The sequence below is a fragment of the Achromobacter spanius genome (assembly GCF_003994415.1).
Lineage (GTDB): Bacteria > Pseudomonadota > Gammaproteobacteria > Burkholderiales > Burkholderiaceae_B > Achromobacter > Achromobacter spanius_C.
In genome coordinates this window covers 4,833,868-4,853,810 of record NZ_CP034689.1, presented here as the reverse complement: position 1 = coordinate 4,853,810, position 19,943 = coordinate 4,833,868, and the positions used below count along the sequence as shown (strand labels likewise).

Genomic DNA, 19,943 nt, shown 5'->3' with positions numbered 1-19,943 from the left:
CAGAGACGGAAGGCGAAAGGGACAGCAAGGCGAAGGTTGGCGGCGCTGCCGCCTTCACGGTCGTCCGCCGGCGGCCGCGACACGCAGGGCCAGGCGGGTCATTTCTTCCCAGGGGTCCGATAGCCGGCCGGCAACCGACAGGCCCTTGATCAGGCGGTCGACATCATGGGCGTGTTGAACCGCGGCAGGCCAGACACCGGGCTGCACCCGGTTCAGCGCCTGCAGCGCCAGGCGTTCATGCGCGCCGAAGATGCGCAGCCTGCGCATCAGGCCATTGACGTCCTGGCCCAGCGCGCGCGCTTCGGCCACGCGGGCCAGCAGGCGGATTTCTTCGCCCACTGCCCACAACACCAGCGGCAGGGCTTCGCCTTCGGCGCGCAGGCCATCGATCATGCGGATGGTGCGCGCAATGTCGCCGGCCAGCATGGCGTCACGCAGGCCGAAAACGTCGTAGCGCGCCACGTTCAGCACCGCGCGTTCCACGTCTTCGGCGGCCAGTTGGCCTTCCGGGTACAGCAGGCCCAGCTTCTGGATTTCCTGGTGGGCGGCCAGCAGGTTGCCTTCGACCTTGTCGGCCATCCATTGCAGGGTGGCGCCGTCTGCACGCTGGTTCTGGCGGGCCAGCCGCATGCCGACCCAGGCAGGCAGCCTGCCGCGTTCGATATTGGCGATGTCCACCATCATGCCGGCACGGGCAAGCGCCTGCATCCAGCGGCTTTCTCGGGTGGCTTTGTCCAACCGAGGCAGCGCAATCAGGATCAGCGTGTCGGCATCGGCCTGCTTTTCTGCTTGCTCGGCCAGCTTGGTCAAGGTGTCGGCGCCTGACTTGCCAGGCTTGCCGGTGGGAATCTTGATTTCAAGGATGCGGCGGTCGCCGAACAACGACACGCTCTGGGTGGCGGCTAGAACGCTGCTCCAGTCGCTGCGGGCATCCATCACCATGGAAAGCCGTTCGGTATAGCCCGCGTTGCGCGCCGACGCGCGCAAGGTGTCGACCGCTTCCGTCACCAGCAACGGCTCGTCGCCCGACACCGTATACAGCGGGGCCAGCCGGTTGCCGGGCCGCTGCAGATGTTCGGCAAGCCGGTCAGCGTCCAGAGACTGTGCCATGGCCTAGCGCAGGATCGCCGGGTCCGTGGTGGACGGCGTTTGCCAAGGCGTGGGCGTTCTTCTTTGCTGCGGAGCGTTCGGGTCGAACAGCGGGATCTCGCCGTTTTCACCGCGCTCAGCCGCCTCTTCGTAGGCGCGATGCACGTCGGGGGCGGTCAAGCGGCGCAGCAGGCGCGACACCAGGTCGCGCTGCATGGCTTTGTACAAGGTTTCGATCTGGCCTTGCTTGGCCTGCACGACCTGGTCGTCATACGGCATTTCGCGGTAGATGGACAAGGTGGTGTCCGAGATCAGCGCGCGGCCCTGGTTATCGATCAGGCGGAACGTGTAGTTGATGCCCAGTTCGTATTCCTCGACCCGGCCTTGTGCGTTCAAGGACACTTCACGCAGCGTGCGGGTATCGCTCACCTGTTGCAGGATGGCCTGAGCTTCCTTGGGCGTATCCACCAGCTTGGTGTTCGGCGACGCCGCGCGCAGCGCGCGGCGCACGTCGGCGCCGAACTGGGTGTTGTCCGGCATGCCGATGTACATCGTGTCGAACGGCATCGGGGTGACGCCGCGTAGCGCGAAGCCGCAAGCGGAGAGCAGCATGAACAGCGCCAGGCAGGCGCTGCGCAGCAGCCAGGATTGGCGGGGGGAGTGCGAGAGTTGCCCGGCGGTGTACATGCTTGACCTCATCAGCCTACGACGTTGACCAGTTTGCCCGGCACCACGATGACGCGCTTGGGCGGACGGCCTTCCAGGAAGCGGGAAACCTCTTCCTGGCTGGCTGCGAGTTTTTCGATGTCTTCCTTGGCGGCGCCGGCGGCCACGCGGATGGAGCCGCGCAGCTTGCCGTTGACCTGGAGCATCAGCTCGATTTCGTCCGCGATCAGGGCGGCTTCGTCCACATGCGGCCACGGTGCGTCCAGCAGGTCGCCCAGCTCTTTTGCGTAGCCCAGGTCTTGCCACAGATGCCAGGTGATGTGCGGCACCACCGGGTACAGCACGCGCAGCAGCACGCCCAGCGTTTCGGCATAAGCGGCATCGGCGGCGGCATCTTCGGGCAGCTTGGCGTCGTCGATGGCGTTCAGCATCTTCATGCAGGCGGACACGACGGTGTTGTACTGGATGCGCTGGTAGTCGTAGTCGGCCTGCTTGAGCAGCGTGTAGACCTCGCGGCGCAGATCCTTGACGGCGGCGGTGGCTTGCGACCAGTCGGCGCCATTGGCCAGGCCACGGGCCACGGCGTCGCGGCGCGCGTAGCTGATGGACCACAGGCGGCGCAGGAAGCGGTTGGAGCCTTCCACGCCGGAATCCGACCATTCAAGGGTCTGCTCGGGCGGGCTGGCGAACATGACGAACAGGCGAGCCGTGTCGGCGCCCAGCGTGTCGATCAGCGATTGCGGGTCGACGCCGTTGTTCTTGGACTTGGACATCGTGCCCACGCCGCCATACGTAATGGCCGAACCGTCCGACTTCAGCTTGGCGCCGGTGATGGCGCCACGCTCGTCGTAGACGTTTTCAACATCTTCAGGCCAGAAATATTCAATACCGCCCTGGGCCGTCTTGCGCGAATAGATGTGGTTCAGCACCATGCCCTGGCACAGCAGCTTGGTGAAGGGCTCGTCAAAATTGAGCAGGCCCATGTCGCGCATGACCTTGGTCCAGAAGCGCGCATACAGCAGGTGCAGCACGGCGTGCTCGATGCCGCCGATGTACTGGTCCATCGGCATCCAGTAATCATTGCGCGCGTCGACCATGGCGTTGTCGTTGCCCGGCGAGGTATAGCGCATGAAGTACCAGGACGAATCCACGAAGGTATCCATCGTGTCCGTTTCGCGGCGCGCGGGCTTGCCGCAGTTGGGGCAGGCGCAGGACAGGAAGGCTTCGTTCTTGGCTAGCGGGTTGCCGCTGCCATCGGGGATCAGGTCGTCGGGCAGGACAACGGGCAGGTCTTTTTCGGGAACCGGCACCGGGCCGCAATCGGCGCAGTGGATGATCGGGATCGGGGTGCCCCAGTAGCGCTGGCGCGAGATGCCCCAGTCGCGCAGGCGCCAGGTGGTCTGCTTTTCGCCCAGGCCTTGCGCGCCCAGGTCGGTGGCGATGGCGTCCACGGCTTCTTTGTGCGACAGGCCGTCGTATTTGCCGGAGTTGATGGTGCGGCCCGACTGCTTGTCGCCATACCATTCCTGCCAGGCGGCGGTGGAGTATTCCTTGCCGGCCACGTCCACGACCTGCGCGATGGGCAGGTCGTATTTCTTGGCGAAGGCGAAATCGCGTTCGTCGTGCGCGGGCACGCCCATGACGGCGCCGTCGCCGTAGGTCATCAGCACGTAGTTGCCCACCCAGACCTCGACGTCCGCGCCCGTGATCGGGTGCGTGACGGTCAGGCCCGTGCGCATGCCTTCCTTTTCGCGCGTGGCCATCTCGGCCTCGGTCGTGCCGCCCAGCTTGCACTGTTCGATGAAGGCGGCCAGCTCGGGGTTGTTGCGCGCGGCGTGCGTGGCCAACGGGTGTTCCGGCGCCACGGCGCAGAAGGTCACGCCCATGATGGTGTCGGCGCGGGTGGTGAAGACATACAGCTTGCCGTCCTGGATCAGTTGGCCGTCCTGGCCGGCGATCTTGTGCGGGAAGGCGAAACGCAGGCCCTCGGACTTGCCGATCCAGTTTTCCTGCATCAGGCGCACGCGCTCGGGCCAACCGGGCAGGTCGTTCTGGACGGCGCCCAGCAGCTCGTCGGCGTAGTCGGTGATGCGCAGGTAGTAGCCAGGAATCTCGCGCTTTTCAACCAGCGCGCCCGAGCGCCAGCCACGGCCGTCGATGACCTGTTCGTTGGCCAGCACGGTTTGGTCAACCGGGTCCCAGTTCACAACCTGGGTCTTGCGGTAGGCCACGCCTTTTTCCAGCATTTTCAGGAACAGCCACTGGTTCCACTTGTAGTACTGGGGATCGCAGGCGCACATTTCGCGCGTCCAGTCGATTGCCAGACCCATCGCCTTCATCTGCTTCTTCATGTAGGCGATGTTGTCGTAGGTCCATTTGGCCGGCGGCACCTTGGACTTGATGGCGGCGTTTTCCGCCGGCATGCCGAAGGCGTCCCAGCCCATGGGCATCAGGACGTTATAGCCACGCATGCGCAACTGGCGCGCCATCATGTCGTTGATGGTGTAGTTGCGCACGTGGCCCATGTGCAGCTTGCCGCTGGGGTAGGGCAGCATCGAGCAGGCGTAGAACTTCGGCTTTTCGGAGCCGTCGGCGTTCTTCGCGTGTTCATGGACCAGATAGGCGTCGCGGGCCTGCCAGTCTTGTTGGGCGGCCGCTTCGACGGTAGTGGGGAGGTAACGTTCCTGCATGGGCTCGGGCACGGTGGCAAAAAAGGGTGAGCCGCCCCGCCGCGTGGACGCGGGGGCGGCCTGACGCGGTGGCGGTCAAAACCCCTGATTATAGGAGGTGCTAGACGCGGCGCGGGGGCGGGGCTGTTTCGGGGATGCGCGCACTGGGCGCCAAGGCGCCATAGGCCAATGTAACCACGCCCAGAACAGCGCCCGCGATGACCACGCCGGGCCAGCCGAAATGGGCGTAAAGCCAGGACGATACCAGTGAACCGGAGGCGCCGCCGAGGAAGTAGCTGGTCATGTAGCCGGCGGTCAGGCGGCTGCGGGCTTCGGGGCGCAGGCGATACAGCGAACTGCTATTGGTGACATGGACGCCCTGGATCGCCAGGTCCTGCACCACGATGCCCGCCAGCAGCGCCAGCATCGACATCTGGCCAAACGCCAACAGCCCCAGGAACCCAGCAACAACAGCAGCCCGACGCGGGTAGCCAGGTTGCCCAGGCCCTGGTCGGCCAGCCGGCCAAACCGGTTGGCGGCATAGGCGCCCGCCGCTCCCGCCAACCCGAACAGGCCGATGGTGGTATTGCTGAACGCATAAGGGGGGCTGGCGAGCAGGAAGGTCAGCGGCGTCCACAGCATGCTGAACGCGGCGAACAACAGAAAGCCCAGCAGCGATCGGGCGCGAAACAGCGGCTCTTCGACGAACATGCGCAGGATCGAACCCAGCAGGCGGGGGTAGCTCATCGACGTCGGACTCTGATAGCGGGGCAGCACGCGCCAAAGAACGGCGGACATGATCAGCATCAGGATGGCGGCCACCCAGTACACCGTGCGCCAACTGCCCAGGTCGGCCAGCGCGCCGGCAACGGTGCGGGCCAGCAAAATACCCAGCAACAGGCCGCTCATGACGGTGCCCACGGCCTTGCCTCGCTCATGCGGCGCGGCCAGGGTCGCCGCGAACGGCACCAGAATCTGGGCGACGACGGACAGCAGGCCCGTCAGCGCGGTGCCCACCAGCAGCACGATGATGTTGTTGGCAAAGGACGAAATCAGCAGCCCGCCTGCGGACAATAGCGTCATCAGCACAATCAGGCCGCGGCGTTCGAACAGGTCGCCCAATGGCACCAGCAGCATCAACCCCAGCGCATAGCTGAGTTGAGCGGTGGTGACGATGGCGCCGGCCGCCGCGTTTGACAGCCCGAATTGCTGGCCGATCGTGTGCAACAGAGGCTGCGCGTAGTAGTTGCTGGCGACGGCCAGGCCGGTAGCCACGGACATCAACAGGATGATGGGCGCGGTCAGCACCGGCATCGGGGTGGGGGCGGAAGCGGAAGTCATAAGAGGTAAGGCGAGTCGGGCGGGTAAGAGTCTGGCGGGTAAGGCAGGCGGCGAAATCGAATCGGCCGGATGGGTACTGCGTGTCAGGCGCCGATGCCTCCCGGAGTTTCCTGATCATGTTTGAGCAGCAGTTTTTTCAACAGCCCGGCCAGTTGCTTGCGTTCCGTGGGGGATAGTGGGTCGAGCAGTTCGCCCAGGTCCTTCAAATAGTCCTTCAGCACCAGCTTGATCACGCGCAGGCCTTCCGCGGTGAGCGACACGATGATGCCGCGGCGGTCGTCCGGGTTGGGGTTGCGCACCAGCAGGCCGGCTTGCTCCAGGCGGTCCAGCCGGTTGGTCATGGCGCCCGAGGTAAGCAGCAGCGCGTCAACCAGCTTCTGCGGATTCATGGCGTGCGGCGCGCCCGTGCGGTAAAGCGTGGCCAGCACATCGAATTCGCCCTGGTGCAGGTTGTGGCGGCGAAAGCTGCGATTCACGTTGCGGGTGGCGAAGGCGTTCAAGCGGAACACGCGGGTGATGACGGCCATGGCGGCAAAGTCCTGCGTGGGACATTCCGTGCTCCATTGCGAGATCACCAGATCGACAAGGTCAGTCGTAGGCATGGTGTAATACTTTGATATGAAGTTTCTTAACGTTAAGATAAATTCTAACCGCCGATTCGGAGTCACGCAAAATGGTCGGCAAAAAAAGAAAGGCCCGCCTCTTTCGAGGCGGGCCTTTCCGGCTTGACCGGATGGTCGCGCGAATTACTGCGCGGCGTCCTTCAGCTTCTTGAGCGGGCGAACCTTCACCTTGACCGAAGCCGGCTTGGCGGGGAACCAGCGCTCAACGCCAGTGAACGGGTCCTTGCCGAAGCGCTTGGCCTTGGCGGGAACCTTCTGCACGGCAACCTTGAACAGGCCGGGCAGCGTGAATTCGCCGACGCCCTTCTTGTCCACGGAACCCAGCACCGAGGTTTCCAGGCTGGCCAGAACGGCCTTGACGGCCTTGGCTTCAACGCCGGATTGCTCAACGATGTAAGCGACCAGTTGGGTCTTGTTCAGGGCAGCCTTGATGGCCTTGGGTGCAGCAGCGACCTTCTTGGCGGCGACGGCCTTCTTTGCTGCGGGCTTCACAGCAGTCTTGGCGGCGGTTGCCTTCTTTGCGGGCGCCTTGACGGCGGGCTTGGTGACTTTCTTGGCAGGAGCTTTTGCTTTCGTGGCCATGGTCAAAATCCGTAGTTGAGGACATGAGGCAGCGCGCGCCGGGTATCGGCATTGAACGCCACGCGCCCGATGATAGCGGAAGACGCGTCGTTTAAGCGGCTTTTCGCCGGGATTTAAGCCGCTGTTTGTTGTTTTGACGCAGAAAAGTGCTTGCTGCAAGGGTTCCGCCGGAAATGCCGTGTCGGAAAGCCCTGTATTTGCAGCGCGGCGCGACGCTGAACCAATGCTGCCCGCCGTGTTCCAATTGCGTGCGAAAAACCAGAATGCAGGAATGCAACGTACCCCTATGCTGATGAAGAAACTGGCGGCGAGCTTGCTCGTCGCAACCGCATGCCTGTCCAGCGCGATGGCGCAATCGATGCCCGAACCGGTGTTGTCGGCCAAGGCCTGGCTGTTGCTGGATGAGACCAGCGGACAGGTGATCGCGTCGCACGCGGCCACCACCCGGATTGAACCGGCATCGCTGACCAAGATCATGACGGCCTACGTGGTGTTCGAGGCATTGAACAAGAAGGAATTGACGCCGGACCAAACGGTGCTTATTTCGACGCGGGCCTGGAAAGTGCCCGCGGGCAGCTCGAAGATGTTCCTGGAGCCTGGCTCGAAAGTGACGGTGGATGACTTGCTGCGCGGCTTGATGATCCAGTCCGGCAACGACGCGGCCATTGCCTTGGCGGAAGCCGTTTCCGGCAGCGTGGAAGCCTTCGTCGCGCGCATGAACGACACGGCGGCAAGGCTGGGCCTGCACGCCACGCACTTTGCCAGCCCGCATGGCTTGCCCGACCCGGGCACCTATTCCACGGCCAGCGACCTGTCCATTCTGGCCACGCGCTTCATCCGCGATTTCCCGCAGTTGTACAAGACCTACGATTCGGCCAAGCAGTTCACGTTCAACAAGATCACGCAGCCCAACCGCAACCGTCTGCTGTGGCTGGACCCCAGCGTGGACGGGTTGAAGACGGGGCATACCGAGTCCGCCGGCTATTGCATCATTGCCAGCGCGCGCCGACCCAATGGCGCCGACCAGCGGCGCTTGATCACGGTGGTGGTGGGCACGGCGTCCGACAAGCTGCGCACGCAGGAAAGCCGGCAGTTGCTGGAGTGGGGATTCCAGGGTTTCAATACCATCAAGCTGTACGCGCGCGGCCAGGAGGTGGCCACGCCCGAAGTCTGGAAAGGCGCAAGCGACAGCTTGAAGGCGGGCTTCGCGCGGGATGCCTATGTGACCGTGCCGGCTGGCGCCAAGGTCGAACCCGTGTGGACGCCGCAGCAGCCGCTGGTGGCGCCCATCGCGGCCCAGCAAACGGTGGGGGCCTTGCGCGTGATGGTGGACGGCAAGCCGGCGATGCAGTTTCCGGTGGTGGCGCTGGAACCCGTGGCCGAAGCGGGATTCGCGGGGCGCGCCTGGGACTCGGTCCGAATGTGGTGGCGTGGCCATTCCGGTTAAGGGGCATGCTTGGGAGGTGTGCGATGGCGGTGAGCTTTCCTGGTGGTCCGGCGCCCGCGCCGGGGGCGGATGATCCGCTGGCGCTGTTGTCGGCCTGTCACGGGCGCATCGCGCGTCAGTGCGCCACGCTGACGCGGCTGGCCGCGCACCTTCCGCAGCATGGCAGCGACGAGGCCGCGCAAACCGCCGCCGCCAGCGTGTCCCGTTATTTCGAGACCGCGGCCGCGCATCATCATGAAGACGAAGAACAAGACCTGTTTCCTGCCTTGATCGAATCCATGGCGGGGTCGGACGCGGGCTGCCTGCACGCGCTGGTGCAGGGCCTGATGGACGAGCATCGCCGCTTGGAACGCTTGTGGGCGCCATTGCGCCAGACCCTGGCCCAGGTGGCGGCCGGCCGGCCGGCGAGCTTGCCGCCCGAGCAGGTCCAGGCATTCACGCAGGCCTATGCCGCCCACATCCAGCGTGAAGAAGATGAACTCTTGCCCATGGCGGCGCGCCTGGTGTCCGACGACGTGCTGATGGCCATCGGGCACGCCATGCGTGCGCGGCGCGGCGGCGGGGCGGCCTGAGCCGTCCGCAGCCCGTTTGCGTTGCGTGCGCCACCGTGAGGGATTACGCTAGACGGCTTTCCACACATCAAGCCGCCGACGAGAAGACGGCGCGGGCAACAAGAGGGAGCAGGCGACAAGATGACGGGTGGGGCAAGCAAACTGGCGAGCCGCCTATTCGGTTCGTGGGTGGACGACGTCAGCCGCGTGACCTTGCGCGCGGATTTGTCCGCCGGGCTGTTGGGCGCGCTGCTGGTGCTGCCGCAAGGCGTGGCCTTTGCCACGCTGGCCGGGCTGCCCGCCGAATACGGCCTGTATTCCGCCATCATCCCCTGTATTGTCGCGGCGCTGTTCGGGTCCAGTCGCCATGTCATGTCGGGCCCCACCAATGCCAATTCGCTGGCCTTGTTCGCAGTGCTGACGCCCTTGGCTGTGGCCGGTAGCCCTGGCTACATCGAGCTGGCGCTGGCGGTCACGGTGTTGGTTGGCCTGATGCAGTGGCTGGTGGGCACGCTGCGCCTGGGGTCGCTGGCGCACTTCATTTCACCGTCGGCCCTGTTCGGCTTTACCAGCGGCGCGGCCATTCTGATCGCGGTGCATGCCTTGAAGGACGGCCTGGGCGTGCCGTCGCCGGACTCTCATGGCGCGGGCGCCTTGCTGGTCAGCGTGGGCACGCATCTGGACCAGATACACCCGGGCGCGGTGATGGTGACGCTTGTGACCTTGGGCGTGGCCTTGCTGACGCGCCGGCTGGACAAGCGTAAGCCCTACATGCTGTTTGGTCTGGTGGCCGGTGCGCTGGCGGCCGCGGCATTCAATTCGTGGGTCGCCAGGCACGGCGGGGATCCGGTGTCGGTGGTGGGCGCCATCGCGCAACCGTGGCCGCCGTTTCATGTCCCGAGCGTGGATTGGCGCGCCTTGCCTGACCTGCTCAGCCTGGCGTTCGCGCTGACCATCGTGGCGCTGGCGCAATCCATTTCCATCGCCAAGGCGGTGGCTACCCGATCAGGTCAGCGCATCGACGCCAATCGCGAATTCGTGGGCCAGGGGCTGTCCAACATCGTGGGCGGCTTCTTTTCCTGCTACTTGTCGTGCGGGTCGTTGAACCGGTCCATTCCCAATTTCGAAGCGGGCGCCAGAACGCCCCTGGCGGCGGTTTTTTCCGCCGTGCTGCTGGTGGTGTTGGTGGCCTTGTCGGCCCCCTTGCTGGCCATGATTCCGAACGCCGCCATTTCCGGGCTGCTGTTGCTGGTGGCCTGGACGCTGCTGGATATTCCGCGTTGGCGGCAACTGATCGGCATGCAGCGCGGCGAATGCGCGATTGCCGCCGCCACGCTGGCCGCCACCGTCACCATTCGCATGGAAGTGGCGATTCTGCTGGGCACCGTGCTGTCGCTGATGGCGTATCTGCATCGCACCTCGCGCCCGGCGATGCGCACGATGGGGTTTGATTCGCGTGGCCCGGATCGGCGTTTTGTCGTACTTGCGCATCAGCCAGACGCTTTGCCCGAATGCCCGCAACTGAAGCTGTTGCGCATGGAAGGCTCTATCTACTTTGGGGCGGCGGCCCATGTGGCGCAACGTTTGCACGAGCTGCGTGCCGCACCCGATGCGCCGCGCCACCTGCTGGTGATGGCCAAGAGCATGAACTTCATTGACCTGGCCGGCGCGCAGGTCTGGGAAGACGAGCTTGCGGCCCGGCGTGCGATGGGAGGCGACCTGTATTTCCACCGCCCCCGGCCTGAAGTGCTGGACATGTGGCGGCGCACGGGCTTTCTGGATCGGCTGGGCGCCGACCATATCTACCCCGACAAGGCAACGGCCCTGCGCTCGATCTACGCCCGGCTGGACCGCGATATATGCGCGGGCTGCCAGGCCAGGATTTTCTGGGAATGCCAAGCGCCCCATGCGCAGGACGAGGTTGATCCGCATGGGTCAAGCGGTACGGGTCAACGCACGGGTTGAAGCTCGAGTTGAAGCCCGAGTTCAAGCCGGATTGCCGCGCCGGGCTTCAGGGCGCTTCGGTGCCCAGGTAGGCCGCGCGCACTCGTTCGTCCGCCGCGATGACGGCGGGGGCGCCTTCGGCCAGCAGCGCGCCGCGCACCAGTACCGCGATGTGGTCGGCGTGCTTGAACACCACGTCCAGGCTGTGTTCGGTGAACAGCACCGCGATGCGCTGAGTGTCGGCCAGTTGACGCGTCAGCCGCATCAGCGCGTGCCTTTCGTTGGTGGCCATGCCGGCTGTGGGTTCGTCCATCAGCAGCAGGCGCGGTTGGTGCGCCAGCGCCATGGCAAGCTCAACCCGCTTGACGTCGCCATAGGCCAAGGTGCCGCAGGGCGACTCGGCCTTGTCGGCCATTTGCACTTGCGACAACAAGGCCATGGCTTCGTCGGCCGCGTGTTGGTCCGCGCGGCGCCAGGGGCGAAACAGCAGGCGGTCGCGCGCCAGCAGGGCGGTCTGCACGTTTTCGCGCACTGTCATCGACCGGAACGTGGCGGCGGTCTGAAAAGTGCGGCCCACGCCCAGCCGGCAGATCTTGCCGGCCGACAGGCCCACCAGTTCGCGGCCGTCCAACCGTACGGATCCGGCGTCCGGCCGTAGCTGGCCGCCCAGCACGTTGAAGCAGGTGGACTTGCCCGCGCCATTCGGGCCAATCAAGGCCAGCATCCGGCCCGCTTCAAGCGTGAAGGACACGCCGGCCAGCGCGTCGATGCCGCCAAAGGATTTGCGCAAGCCTTCCACTTGCAGCAGGGCGCCGGTGGACGTCATGCACGCCTCCCGCGTAGCCGCGCCGCGGCTCCCGCCAAGCCGTCCGGAAAGACCATGACCAGCGCCAGGATGGCCAGGCCCAGCACGGCGTGCCAGTACTCGGTGCTGCGCGCGGCGGCGTCTTGCAGCCAGGTGTAGGCGGCCGCGCCCACCAACGGCCCCGCCAGCGTCTGCAAGCCGCCCAGCAAGACCATCACCAGCCCGTCCACCGAGCGGCTCACCGCCATCACGTCGGGGGCGATGCTGCCTTTGGAAAACGCATAGAGCGACCCCGCCATGCCCGCCGCGAAGGACGCCGCGACGAAGCCTGCCCACTGTACGCGCCGGGTCTCCACGCCCAGCGCCTCGGCGCGCAAGGGCGAATCGCGCACGCCGCGCAGCGCATAACCCAGTGGTGAAAAAGCCAGACGGCGCAGCCAGGCGATGCCGGCCGCGCACACGGCCAGCGTCACGTAATAGAACCAGGGGCCTTGCGTCAGCCATGGCGCGGGCCACAGCCCGATCAGGCCATTGCTGCCGCCCGTGACGTCATCCCACTGATAGGCAAGCGCCCACAGTATTTGCGCAACGGCCAGCGTCAGCATGGCCAGGTACACGCCGGACAGGCGCACGCAGAACCAGCCGAACAGCAGCGCGCCGAACGCGGCGGCAAAGGGGCCCAGCAGCAGGGCGGCCTCCATGGGAACGGCCGCCAGCTTGAGCAGCAGCGCGGCGCCATAGGCGCCCAAGCCAAACCAGGCGGCGTGGCCAAAAGAGGTCATGCCCGCCAGGCCGGTCAAAAAGTGCAGGCTGGCCGCGAACAGGGCGGCAATGAGGATCTCGGTCATCAAGATGCCCAGGTACGGCCACTGCAAGGTTGCGACGGGCACCAGCGCCAGCAGAAGCAGCAACAGGCCATAGGCAAGCCGCAGCCGACGGCCGGCGGGCGCAATGGGGCGTTCGGGCGCACTGGCGTGGGCGCTGGGGGCAGGCGGCTTGCCCAGCAAGCCCCAAGGGCGCACCACCAGCACTACCGCCATCACGGCAAACTCGGCCAGCAAGGTCAGTTTCGACAGGTTGAACACCCAGGGGCCGATGTGCACCTGCCCCAGGAAAACGAACACGGCTTTGACGCAGCAGATCAGCAGCGCGGCCAGAAAGGCGCCGGGTATCGACCCCAGGCCGCCCACCACCACCACCACGAACGCGCTGGCGATGATCTCCAGGTCCAGCCCCAGGGTGGCGGGGACACGCGGGGCGGCAAGCGCGCCGCCCAGCCCGGCCAGGAAGGCGCCCAAGGTAAAAGCGGAGGTGAACAGCCAGGCCTGGTTCACGCCCAGCGCGGCCAGCATGCTGCGGTTTTCCGCGGCGGCGCGCAGCAAACGGCCCCAGCGCGTACGCATCAAGAGCAGCCACAACAGGCCCAGCACGATGGGGCCGGCGGCGATCAACAGCAGGTCGTACTGCGGAAAGCGGCGGCCCAGGATCTGGACCGCGCCGGACAGGCCGGGGGCGCGCGCGGCGAACAGATCCTCGGGGCCCCAGATGGCCAGCGCCGCATCGCCGATGATGAGCACCAGCGCAAACGTGGCCAGTAACTGGAACAATTCAGGCGCCCGGTACAGGCGCTTGAGCACCAGCCATTCGGCCGCGGCGCCGATCAGGCCGGTCACCAGCGCGGCCAGCAACAGGCCCGCCCAATACGCGGGGCCGTTGCCGAACCAGGTGGTGAATGTCCAGGCCAGGTAGACGCCCAGCATGTAGAACGAGCCGTGGGCGAAGTTCACCACGCGGGTCACGCCGAATATCAGCGACAGGCCCGCGGACACCAGGAACAAGGCGCTGGCGTCTGCCAGGCCGTTAAGCAGCTGCGACAGCAGCCCCGACAGGCTCATCAGTGCGCGGGACGCATCTTGCGGACTTGCTCATCGGGCGGCTGCAGGCGGGCGCCGTCGATATAGGCGAAGTCTTTCATGATGCCCTTGCCGTCTTCCAGGGCCGTCACGCCCACGTAGACGCCCATCGTCGATTGATGGTCGATCTTGCGGTATTGGATCTGGCCATAGGGCGTGTCCACCTTCAGGCCGGCAAAGGCGTCCACCAGCTTCTCGGTGTCCACGGCGCCGGCGGCCTTCAGGCCTTGGGCGATGGACATCAGCGACGCATAGCCCACCACTGACCCCACTTTGGGCGTTTCGTTGTAGCGCTTCTTGTAGGCCTCGACGAAGGCGGTGTTGGCGGGCGTGTCGATGGCATACCAGGGGTAGCCGGTCACGATCCAGCCCGTGGGGGTGTCGGCGCCCAGCGGTTCCAGGTATTCCGGTTCGCCCGACAGCACGGACACCACGGGCATGTTCTCGAACAGTCCACGGGTGTTGCCCTCGCGCACGAAGCGGGTCAGGTCGGCGGCGAACAGCACGTTGAAGATGGCGTCGGGCTTGGCGTCGGCCAGGGCCTGCACCACCGCGCCGGCATCCACCTTGCCCAGCGGCACGGCTTGTTCCGCCACGAATTCCACGTCGGACTGGAACGACTTCATCATGGCCTTGAAGGTGGCCACGGCGGATTGCCCGTATTCGTAATTGGGGTAGACGATGGCCCAGCGCTTCTTGCGCAAGGCCAGCGCCTTGGGCGCCAGCGCCGCCACGTGCATCCAGGTGGAAGGGCGCAGGCGGTAGGTGTAGCGGTTGCCCTCTTGCCAGGTGATCTTGTCGGTCAGCGGCTCGGCGGCCAGGAAGAACACTTTCTGCTGTTTGGCGAAGTCGGTCAGCGCCAAGCCGGTGTTGGAGAGGAAGCCGCCGAACAGCAGTTCCACTTTTTCGCGGGCAATCAGCTCTTGCGCGGCGCGCACCGAATCGCCCGGGTTGCCGTTGTCATCGCGTGAGATGACTTCCAGCTTCCTGCCCAGCACGCCGCCTTCGGCATTGACCTGTTCCACCGCCAACTGCCAGCCTTTCTTATACGGCCCCAGAAAGGCGGGTATGGCCTTGTAGCTGTTGATCTCGCCAATGCGTATTGGCGGTTGCTTGTCCTTGGCGACGGCAGCGCCGACGGGCGTCAGCGCCAGGGCCAGGAGTGCGGGCGCAAGTGCGCGGCGCAGCAAGGTAAGGCAGGAGGGGAGCATGGCGGTATCGCAGGCGTAGGGGTTTCAAGCGGGGCCAGGCGCGCGGCGCGCAGCCGGTAGCGGCCAATTGAAACATGCTCTTTTATGATCCTGCAATGAAAAAGGCCCTGCGTTGCGGCAGGGCCTTTTTCGACTCACCGGAAACCGGCTGAATTACTTCAGCTTGGTTTCCTTGTAGTCCACGTGCTTGCGAGCGACCGGATCAAATTTCTTGATCAGCATCTTCTCGGGCATGTTGCGCTTGTTCTTGGTGGTCGTGTAGAAATGACCCGTGCCGGCAGTCGACTCGAGCTTGATCTTTTCGCGGATACCTTTGGCCATGTCGTGCTCCTAGTATGTAGATTGGCGGGGAGGCCGATTAGGCCATTTCGCCGCGGGCACGCATTTCGGCCAGCACGGCTTCGATGCCGTTCTTGTCGATCGTGCGGATGGCCTTAGCCGAAACACGCAGGCGAACCCAGCGGTTTTCGCTTTCAACCCAGAACCGGCGCGATTGCAGGTTCGGCAGGAAGCGACGCTTGGTCTTGTTGTTCGCGTGCGAAACATTGTTGCCCACCATCGGGCCTTTGCCGGTCACTTGGCATACGCGTGCCATGGATGCACCTCTTTATGTCGTTCTTGTCGCGCATCGCTTGGGGGAGGTAGACAGGGTTTTAGCCGCCGGGCTGTGTAGTTCGCATTGGTGCGCGTTGTATTGCGCTGCGTTGCCGGCCACCCAGTCTTAGTGGATGAGGGGCAAGTGAAACCTGCCCCGTGCTTATACCCGCTGCCTGCCATCCGCCTTGTACTGAGGTCTACCGAGGTATGTACCAAGGCATGCACCAAAATACCGAAATGCGCGGTTGGGGTCAGAGTGCTGAACTACAAAGCATAGTAGTCCCGCACGGGAAACTTCATGTGAAGACCGAGATTCTAATACGAAAATTGCTGGCAGATCAAGCGGTCAAGCTTGCGCGGTGTGCGTTTGCGCGACACGCCCAGAAACCCAGGACAGGCAGGCGCAGGCCGCCAGCGTGGTGGTCAGGGGCAAGGCGCTGTCCGTTTGCCAGGCGCTGACGGCGAATCCGGCCAGCGCGCCGCAGGACAGTTGCAGCGTCCCCAATAATGCCGACGCCGCCCCCAGGCGCTTACCCTGTTCCGACAACGCAAGCGCCGCCGAATTCGGGTTCACAAAGCCCTGGCTGCCCATGTAGCCAATCAAACACATCATCAAGAGAGGCAGCGTCATCCAGCCGGCCAATGTCAGGGCCACCGCCACAAGGCTGGCCGTGGCCAGCGAGATCAGCGCCTTGTGCTGCAACTGGCGGGGGGTATAGGTGCGCAACAGGCGGGCGCTGATTTGCGAGCAGATGATGAGCGACAGCGCGTTGGTGCCGAACAGCAGGCCGTAATACTGGGGCGCGACGCCATAAAGTTCGATGAATACGCGCGGCGAACCAATGATGTAGGCGAACATGCCGGCCTGGCCGAATCCACCCGCCAGGCTGTGCGCCATGAAGCCGCGATGCGCGAACAGGTCGCGGTAGTTGCGCAGGATGGTGCTCCAGCGCAGCGGCACGACGCGCTCGGGCGCCAGGGATTCCTTCATGATCTTGGCCACCGCGAACATCAGCATCGCGCCGCCAGCCAGCATGATCCAGAACAGGCTGCGCCACGAGGCAATGGCCAGCAATTGCCCGCCCGCCAGCGGCGCCAGGATCGGGGCCAGGCCCATGATCAGCATCAGCAGCGACATGGCGCGCGCTGCCTCGTGCGTTTCGTAGTGGTCGCGGATGACTGCGCGTGGGATCACGATGCCCGCCGCCCCACCCATGGCCTGCACCACGCGCCAGCCGGTCAGCGCTTCGACGGAACTGGACAGCGCGCAACCCAGGGACGCCACCATGAAGAGCGCCAGCCCCACCATCAGCGGCGGCTTGCGGCCGAAGCGGTCGGCCATCGGCCCGTAGAACACCTGCGCCAGCGCCAGACCGATCAGGTAGGCGGCCAGCGTGCGTTCGACATCGCCGCGCGGCACGCCCAGGTTTGCCGCGATGGTCGGGAACGCGGGCAGGTACATGTCGATGGCGAACGGGCCGATCGCGGTCAGCGCGCCCATGAGGATAAGCCAGCCGGGCAGGCCGCTACGGGAAACAGATGATGGGGACATGGTGGTCGCGGTAAAACGCAGGGGACAGGGCGCGCCAACGGTTACCCGCCAGTCGCGCGCCAAGCCAGCGACTTTATCACGGTCCGCCTGACAGCGAAGTGTCGGGAATTATCCGATAAAGTCGCCGACGACCCGGTCATGTTCAGAGGAGAAGCCGTGAATCCTTTGTTGTCTGTCGTGGAACGCAAACTTGAAGGCCTGCCGGTGCCGGTCCAACTGGTTCTGCCTGATGGCGCGGTGCTGGGGCCGCCCGACCCGCGCGTGCGCTTCGTCACGCATGACAAGGGGGCGCTCGCCCATTTGGCCGAAGGCGCCGTGGGCGTGCTGGGGCAGGACTACGTGGAAGGGCGCATCAATATCGAAGGCAATATGCGCGACGTCATGGCGGCGGCATCGGCGCTGTTGCCGGGGTCGCCCGTAGAGGCGGCGCAAGGCGGATGGCTGACCGAACTGGTGCGCCGCGTGATGTCGGTGTGGCGCCATTCCATCGAGCGGGACGCCAAGCAGATCGAATTCCATTACGACCTGTCCGATGATTTCTATGCGCTGTGGCTGGACCCGCGCCGTGTCTATTCCTGCGCGTATTTCCGCACGCCGGACATGACGCTGGCAGAAGCCCAGGAAGCCAAGCTTGACCTCATCTGCCGCAAGCTGCGCCTGCGTGCTGGCGAGCGTTTTCTGGATGTGGGCGCGGGCTGGGGCGGCCTGCTGCTATGGGCCGCCGAGCACTATGGCGTGGACGCCACCGGCATCACGCTGTCGCGCAACCAGCACGCGCATGTGACGAGGTTGATCCAGGAAAAGGGTCTGGCCTGCCGGGTTCGCATGGAACTGCTGGATTACCGCAAGCTGGACGAGTCCATGCCCTACGACAAGATTGCATCGGTGGGCATGTTCGAGCATGTGGGCCGCGCCCAGTTGGAAGGCTACTTCGCCAAGCTGCGCCGCTTGCTCAGGCCGGGCGGGCTGATCATGAACCACGGCATTACCGCTGCCGGCGTCTACAACGGCGAGCTGGGTAATGGCATGGGCGAATTCATCGAAAAATACATCTTCCCCGGCGGTGAATTAACGCATATCAGCGTGGTCATGCAAGCCATGACCAACGGCGGGCTGGAAGAGGTGGACGTTGAAAACCTGCGGCCGCATTACGCGCGCACGCTGTGGGCCTGGAGCGATGCGCTGGAGGCCCGCCTGCCCGAAGCGGCGCAAATACTGAGCGGTGAGCAGGGCGCGCGGTCCTTGCGCGCCTACCGCCTGTACCTGGCGGGCTGCGCCATGGCGTTCGAGCACGGCTGGATTGCCCTGCATCAGGTTCTGGGCCAGACGCCCGCGGTGGGACGGGGGGACGAACTGGATAATCCGTCCGATCTGTCTTACCCCTGGCGGCGCGATTACATGTATGCGAAGGGCGCGCAAGGTGGGCGCAGTTAAGGCATTTTCTGAACGAAAGCTGAATAACTCCTGAATATAAGCTGAATGAGACGCGGGTAATCTGCCCTGGATTCGACCGCTTGCTGCATTCAGGCCGCTTTGAAACAGCCAGAATGTACAAATACGCTAAAAATGTTTACTAAATGAATCATCTATTTGAAACCAATTCTCCCTAGGGAAAATCGCCCGTTCCATTCAGATATTTCAGGGTAATCCCCAGGGTTTTTCGGACCGAATGTATCGGTTTTATTCAGCCTTGGGCTTGGGTGGCGCAGTAATTTCGTTTAAGATGCTGCCTTCTTCGTTCAGTTTGTTCAATTTCTGTGGGTTTTCAAGAATCACCTTTTTTGAAACTCCTGTCTTGCAAGACACCGCGCCCTTGCGGTTCCTCTTGTCGCTAGTGTCGGTTTGTATTGGCGGTTCTGCCCGTCTTCCGCACAACCCCCTTAGCTCCACGGCACTTCCAGGTCAGCCCTGGCGTGTGTCCTTGAACCTATGGAGGCAAAAAGCCAATGCGTTTTACCCCTGTCAAGACCCTGGCCGCCGCGGCCGTCCTGTTTGCATTTGCCGGAGCGGCCCAAGCCGCCGACGCCCCTGAATGCGAAATCAAGCGCCCGGTCAATTTCGGCGCCATGAACTGGGAATCCAACCTGGTTCTGGTTGATGTCGAACGTTTCATCATGGAAAAGGGCTACGGTTGCAAGACCGAAACCCTGCCGACGGAAACCCTGCCCGCCCTGGCCGCGCTTGAGCGCGGTGACCTGGATATCAATACCGAGATCTGGCTCAACAGCGTGGCCGACCCCTGGGATCGCGCGCAAAAGACCGGCAAGGTCAAGCGCATCGGTGATCTCTACATGGGCGCCGAAGGCTGGTACATCCCGCGCTACACGGCGGAACGCCTGCCCGAGCTGAAGTCGGCCGCCGACCTGCCGAAGTTCAAGGACAAGTTCAAGGACCCCGAAGAACCCAACAAGGGCCGTTTCTATGGCTGCCCGGCGGGCTGGGGTTGCGAAGTCACCAGCAACAACCTGTTCCATGCCTTGAAGCTGGGCGACACCTACACGCTGTATTCGCCTGGCACGGGCGCCGCGCAGAAAGCCGCATTGATGTCGGCCTACAAGCGTAAGCAGGACGTGGTCTTCTACTACTGGTCGCCCACGCCGCTGGTTGGCGCCATGGACCTGGTCAAGCTGGAAATGCCGCCCTATGACGCCGAAAAGCACAAGTGCCTGACGTCGACCAAGTGCGCCAACCCGCAGCCCAGCGCCTACCCCGACAACCCCGTCTTCACCGCCGTGAACACCAAGTTCTCGGAAGAAGCGCCGACGCTGACCGCGTTCCTGTCCAAGGTCTCGGTGCCGCTGCCGGTCATCAATGAAACCCTGGCCCACATGGAAGAGTCTGGCGATGATTCCAGCGCCGTGGCCAAGTGGTTCCTGAAGAACAAGCCCGACGTCTGGACCAAGTGGGTTCCCGCCGACGTCGCCAGCCGCGTTCAAAGCGCGCTGTAACGTCG

16 protein-coding genes and 1 pseudogene are annotated in these 19,943 nt (G+C 64.4%); 5 read left to right on the top strand and 12 right to left on the bottom strand.

Annotation, left to right across the window (positions count from 1 at the left end; translation table 11 throughout):
- Nucleotides 1-54: 54 nt before the first annotated feature.
- From holA to ELS24_RS22145, 6 genes and pseudogenes are all read right to left on the bottom strand, one after another.
- Nucleotides 55-1,110, bottom strand: coding sequence for a DNA polymerase III subunit delta (gene holA / locus ELS24_RS22170; protein ID WP_127185395.1), 1,056 nt, complete (start codon nucleotides 1,108-1,110; stop codon nucleotides 55-57).
- A 3-nt stretch (nucleotides 1,111-1,113) separates the two neighbouring features.
- Nucleotides 1,114-1,776, bottom strand: coding sequence for an LPS assembly lipoprotein LptE (gene lptE, locus ELS24_RS22165; RefSeq protein WP_127185394.1), 663 nt, complete (start codon nucleotides 1,774-1,776; stop codon nucleotides 1,114-1,116).
- 11 nt (nucleotides 1,777-1,787) lie between these two features.
- On the bottom strand, nucleotides 1,788-4,445 hold the full coding sequence (leuS, locus tag ELS24_RS22160; RefSeq protein WP_127185393.1) for a leucine--tRNA ligase: 2,658 nt from the start codon (nucleotides 4,443-4,445) through the stop codon (nucleotides 1,788-1,790).
- A 100-nt stretch (nucleotides 4,446-4,545) separates the two neighbouring features.
- Nucleotides 4,546-5,765 (bottom strand): annotated as a pseudogene (locus tag ELS24_RS22155) (MFS transporter).
- 83 nt (nucleotides 5,766-5,848) lie between these two features.
- Nucleotides 5,849-6,367 (bottom strand): MarR family winged helix-turn-helix transcriptional regulator, encoded by a 519-nt coding sequence (locus ELS24_RS22150; RefSeq protein WP_050447716.1) that lies wholly within the window; start codon nucleotides 6,365-6,367, stop codon nucleotides 5,849-5,851.
- A 144-nt stretch (nucleotides 6,368-6,511) separates the two neighbouring features.
- On the bottom strand, nucleotides 6,512-6,970 hold the full coding sequence (locus ELS24_RS22145) for an HU family DNA-binding protein (protein WP_050447717.1): 459 nt from the start codon (nucleotides 6,968-6,970) through the stop codon (nucleotides 6,512-6,514).
- Nucleotides 6,971-7,256: 286 nt separating this feature from the next.
- Here ELS24_RS22145 and ELS24_RS22140 point away from each other — a divergent pair, with 286 nt between their 5' ends.
- The 3 genes from ELS24_RS22140 to ELS24_RS22130 all read left to right on the top strand — a co-directional run bounded on the left by ELS24_RS22140 (nucleotide 7,257) and on the right by ELS24_RS22130 (nucleotide 10,933).
- On the top strand, nucleotides 7,257-8,417 hold the full coding sequence (locus ELS24_RS22140) for a D-alanyl-D-alanine carboxypeptidase family protein (protein ID WP_083447419.1): 1,161 nt from the start codon (nucleotides 7,257-7,259) through the stop codon (nucleotides 8,415-8,417).
- A gap of 23 nt (nucleotides 8,418-8,440) precedes the next feature.
- Nucleotides 8,441-8,989, top strand: a complete 549-nt coding sequence (locus ELS24_RS22135) for a hemerythrin domain-containing protein (protein WP_127185392.1) — start codon at nucleotides 8,441-8,443, stop codon at nucleotides 8,987-8,989.
- Nucleotides 8,990-9,109: 120 nt separating this feature from the next.
- Nucleotides 9,110-10,933 carry a SulP family inorganic anion transporter gene (locus ELS24_RS22130; protein WP_164741283.1) on the top strand — a complete coding sequence of 608 codons (1,824 nt, stop codon included), beginning with the start codon at nucleotides 9,110-9,112 and terminating at the stop codon, nucleotides 10,931-10,933.
- 46 nt (nucleotides 10,934-10,979) lie between these two features.
- On the opposite strand, the gene ELS24_RS22125 is transcribed toward ELS24_RS22130, so the two are convergent.
- From ELS24_RS22125 to ELS24_RS22100, 6 genes are all read right to left on the bottom strand, one after another.
- Nucleotides 10,980-11,738, bottom strand: coding sequence for an ABC transporter ATP-binding protein (locus ELS24_RS22125; RefSeq protein WP_127185391.1), 759 nt, complete (start codon nucleotides 11,736-11,738; stop codon nucleotides 10,980-10,982).
- Nucleotides 11,735-13,612 (bottom strand): ABC transporter permease, encoded by a 1,878-nt coding sequence (locus ELS24_RS22120; protein ID WP_050447722.1) that lies wholly within the window; start codon nucleotides 13,610-13,612, stop codon nucleotides 11,735-11,737. The genes ELS24_RS22125 and ELS24_RS22120 overlap by 4 nt, the downstream gene beginning before the upstream one ends.
- On the bottom strand, nucleotides 13,612-14,841 hold the full coding sequence (locus ELS24_RS22115) for an ABC transporter substrate-binding protein (RefSeq protein WP_083447420.1): 1,230 nt from the start codon (nucleotides 14,839-14,841) through the stop codon (nucleotides 13,612-13,614). The genes ELS24_RS22120 and ELS24_RS22115 overlap by 1 nt, the downstream gene beginning before the upstream one ends.
- Nucleotides 14,842-14,994: 153 nt before the next feature.
- Complete coding sequence (gene rpmG / locus ELS24_RS22110; protein ID WP_003810296.1) at nucleotides 14,995-15,162, bottom strand: 50S ribosomal protein L33; 168 nt, start codon at nucleotides 15,160-15,162, stop codon at nucleotides 14,995-14,997.
- A gap of 37 nt (nucleotides 15,163-15,199) precedes the next feature.
- On the bottom strand, nucleotides 15,200-15,436 hold the full coding sequence (rpmB, locus tag ELS24_RS22105; protein ID WP_050447723.1) for a 50S ribosomal protein L28: 237 nt from the start codon (nucleotides 15,434-15,436) through the stop codon (nucleotides 15,200-15,202).
- A 348-nt stretch (nucleotides 15,437-15,784) separates the two neighbouring features.
- Nucleotides 15,785-16,939 (bottom strand): Bcr/CflA family multidrug efflux MFS transporter, encoded by a 1,155-nt coding sequence (locus ELS24_RS22100; protein WP_050447724.1) that lies wholly within the window; start codon nucleotides 16,937-16,939, stop codon nucleotides 15,785-15,787.
- Between the two features lie 207 nt (nucleotides 16,940-17,146).
- Between ELS24_RS22100 and ELS24_RS22095 the strand changes: the two genes are divergently transcribed.
- On the top strand, nucleotides 17,147-18,424 hold the full coding sequence (locus tag ELS24_RS22095; protein ID WP_127185390.1) for a class I SAM-dependent methyltransferase: 1,278 nt from the start codon (nucleotides 17,147-17,149) through the stop codon (nucleotides 18,422-18,424).
- A gap of 512 nt (nucleotides 18,425-18,936) precedes the next feature.
- The gene (locus tag ELS24_RS22090; protein ID WP_127185389.1) at nucleotides 18,937-19,938 is read left to right on the top strand and encodes an ABC transporter substrate-binding protein; all 1,002 of its coding nucleotides are present in this window, start codon (nucleotides 18,937-18,939) and stop codon (nucleotides 19,936-19,938) included.
- Nucleotides 19,939-19,943: the final 5 nt, after the last annotated feature.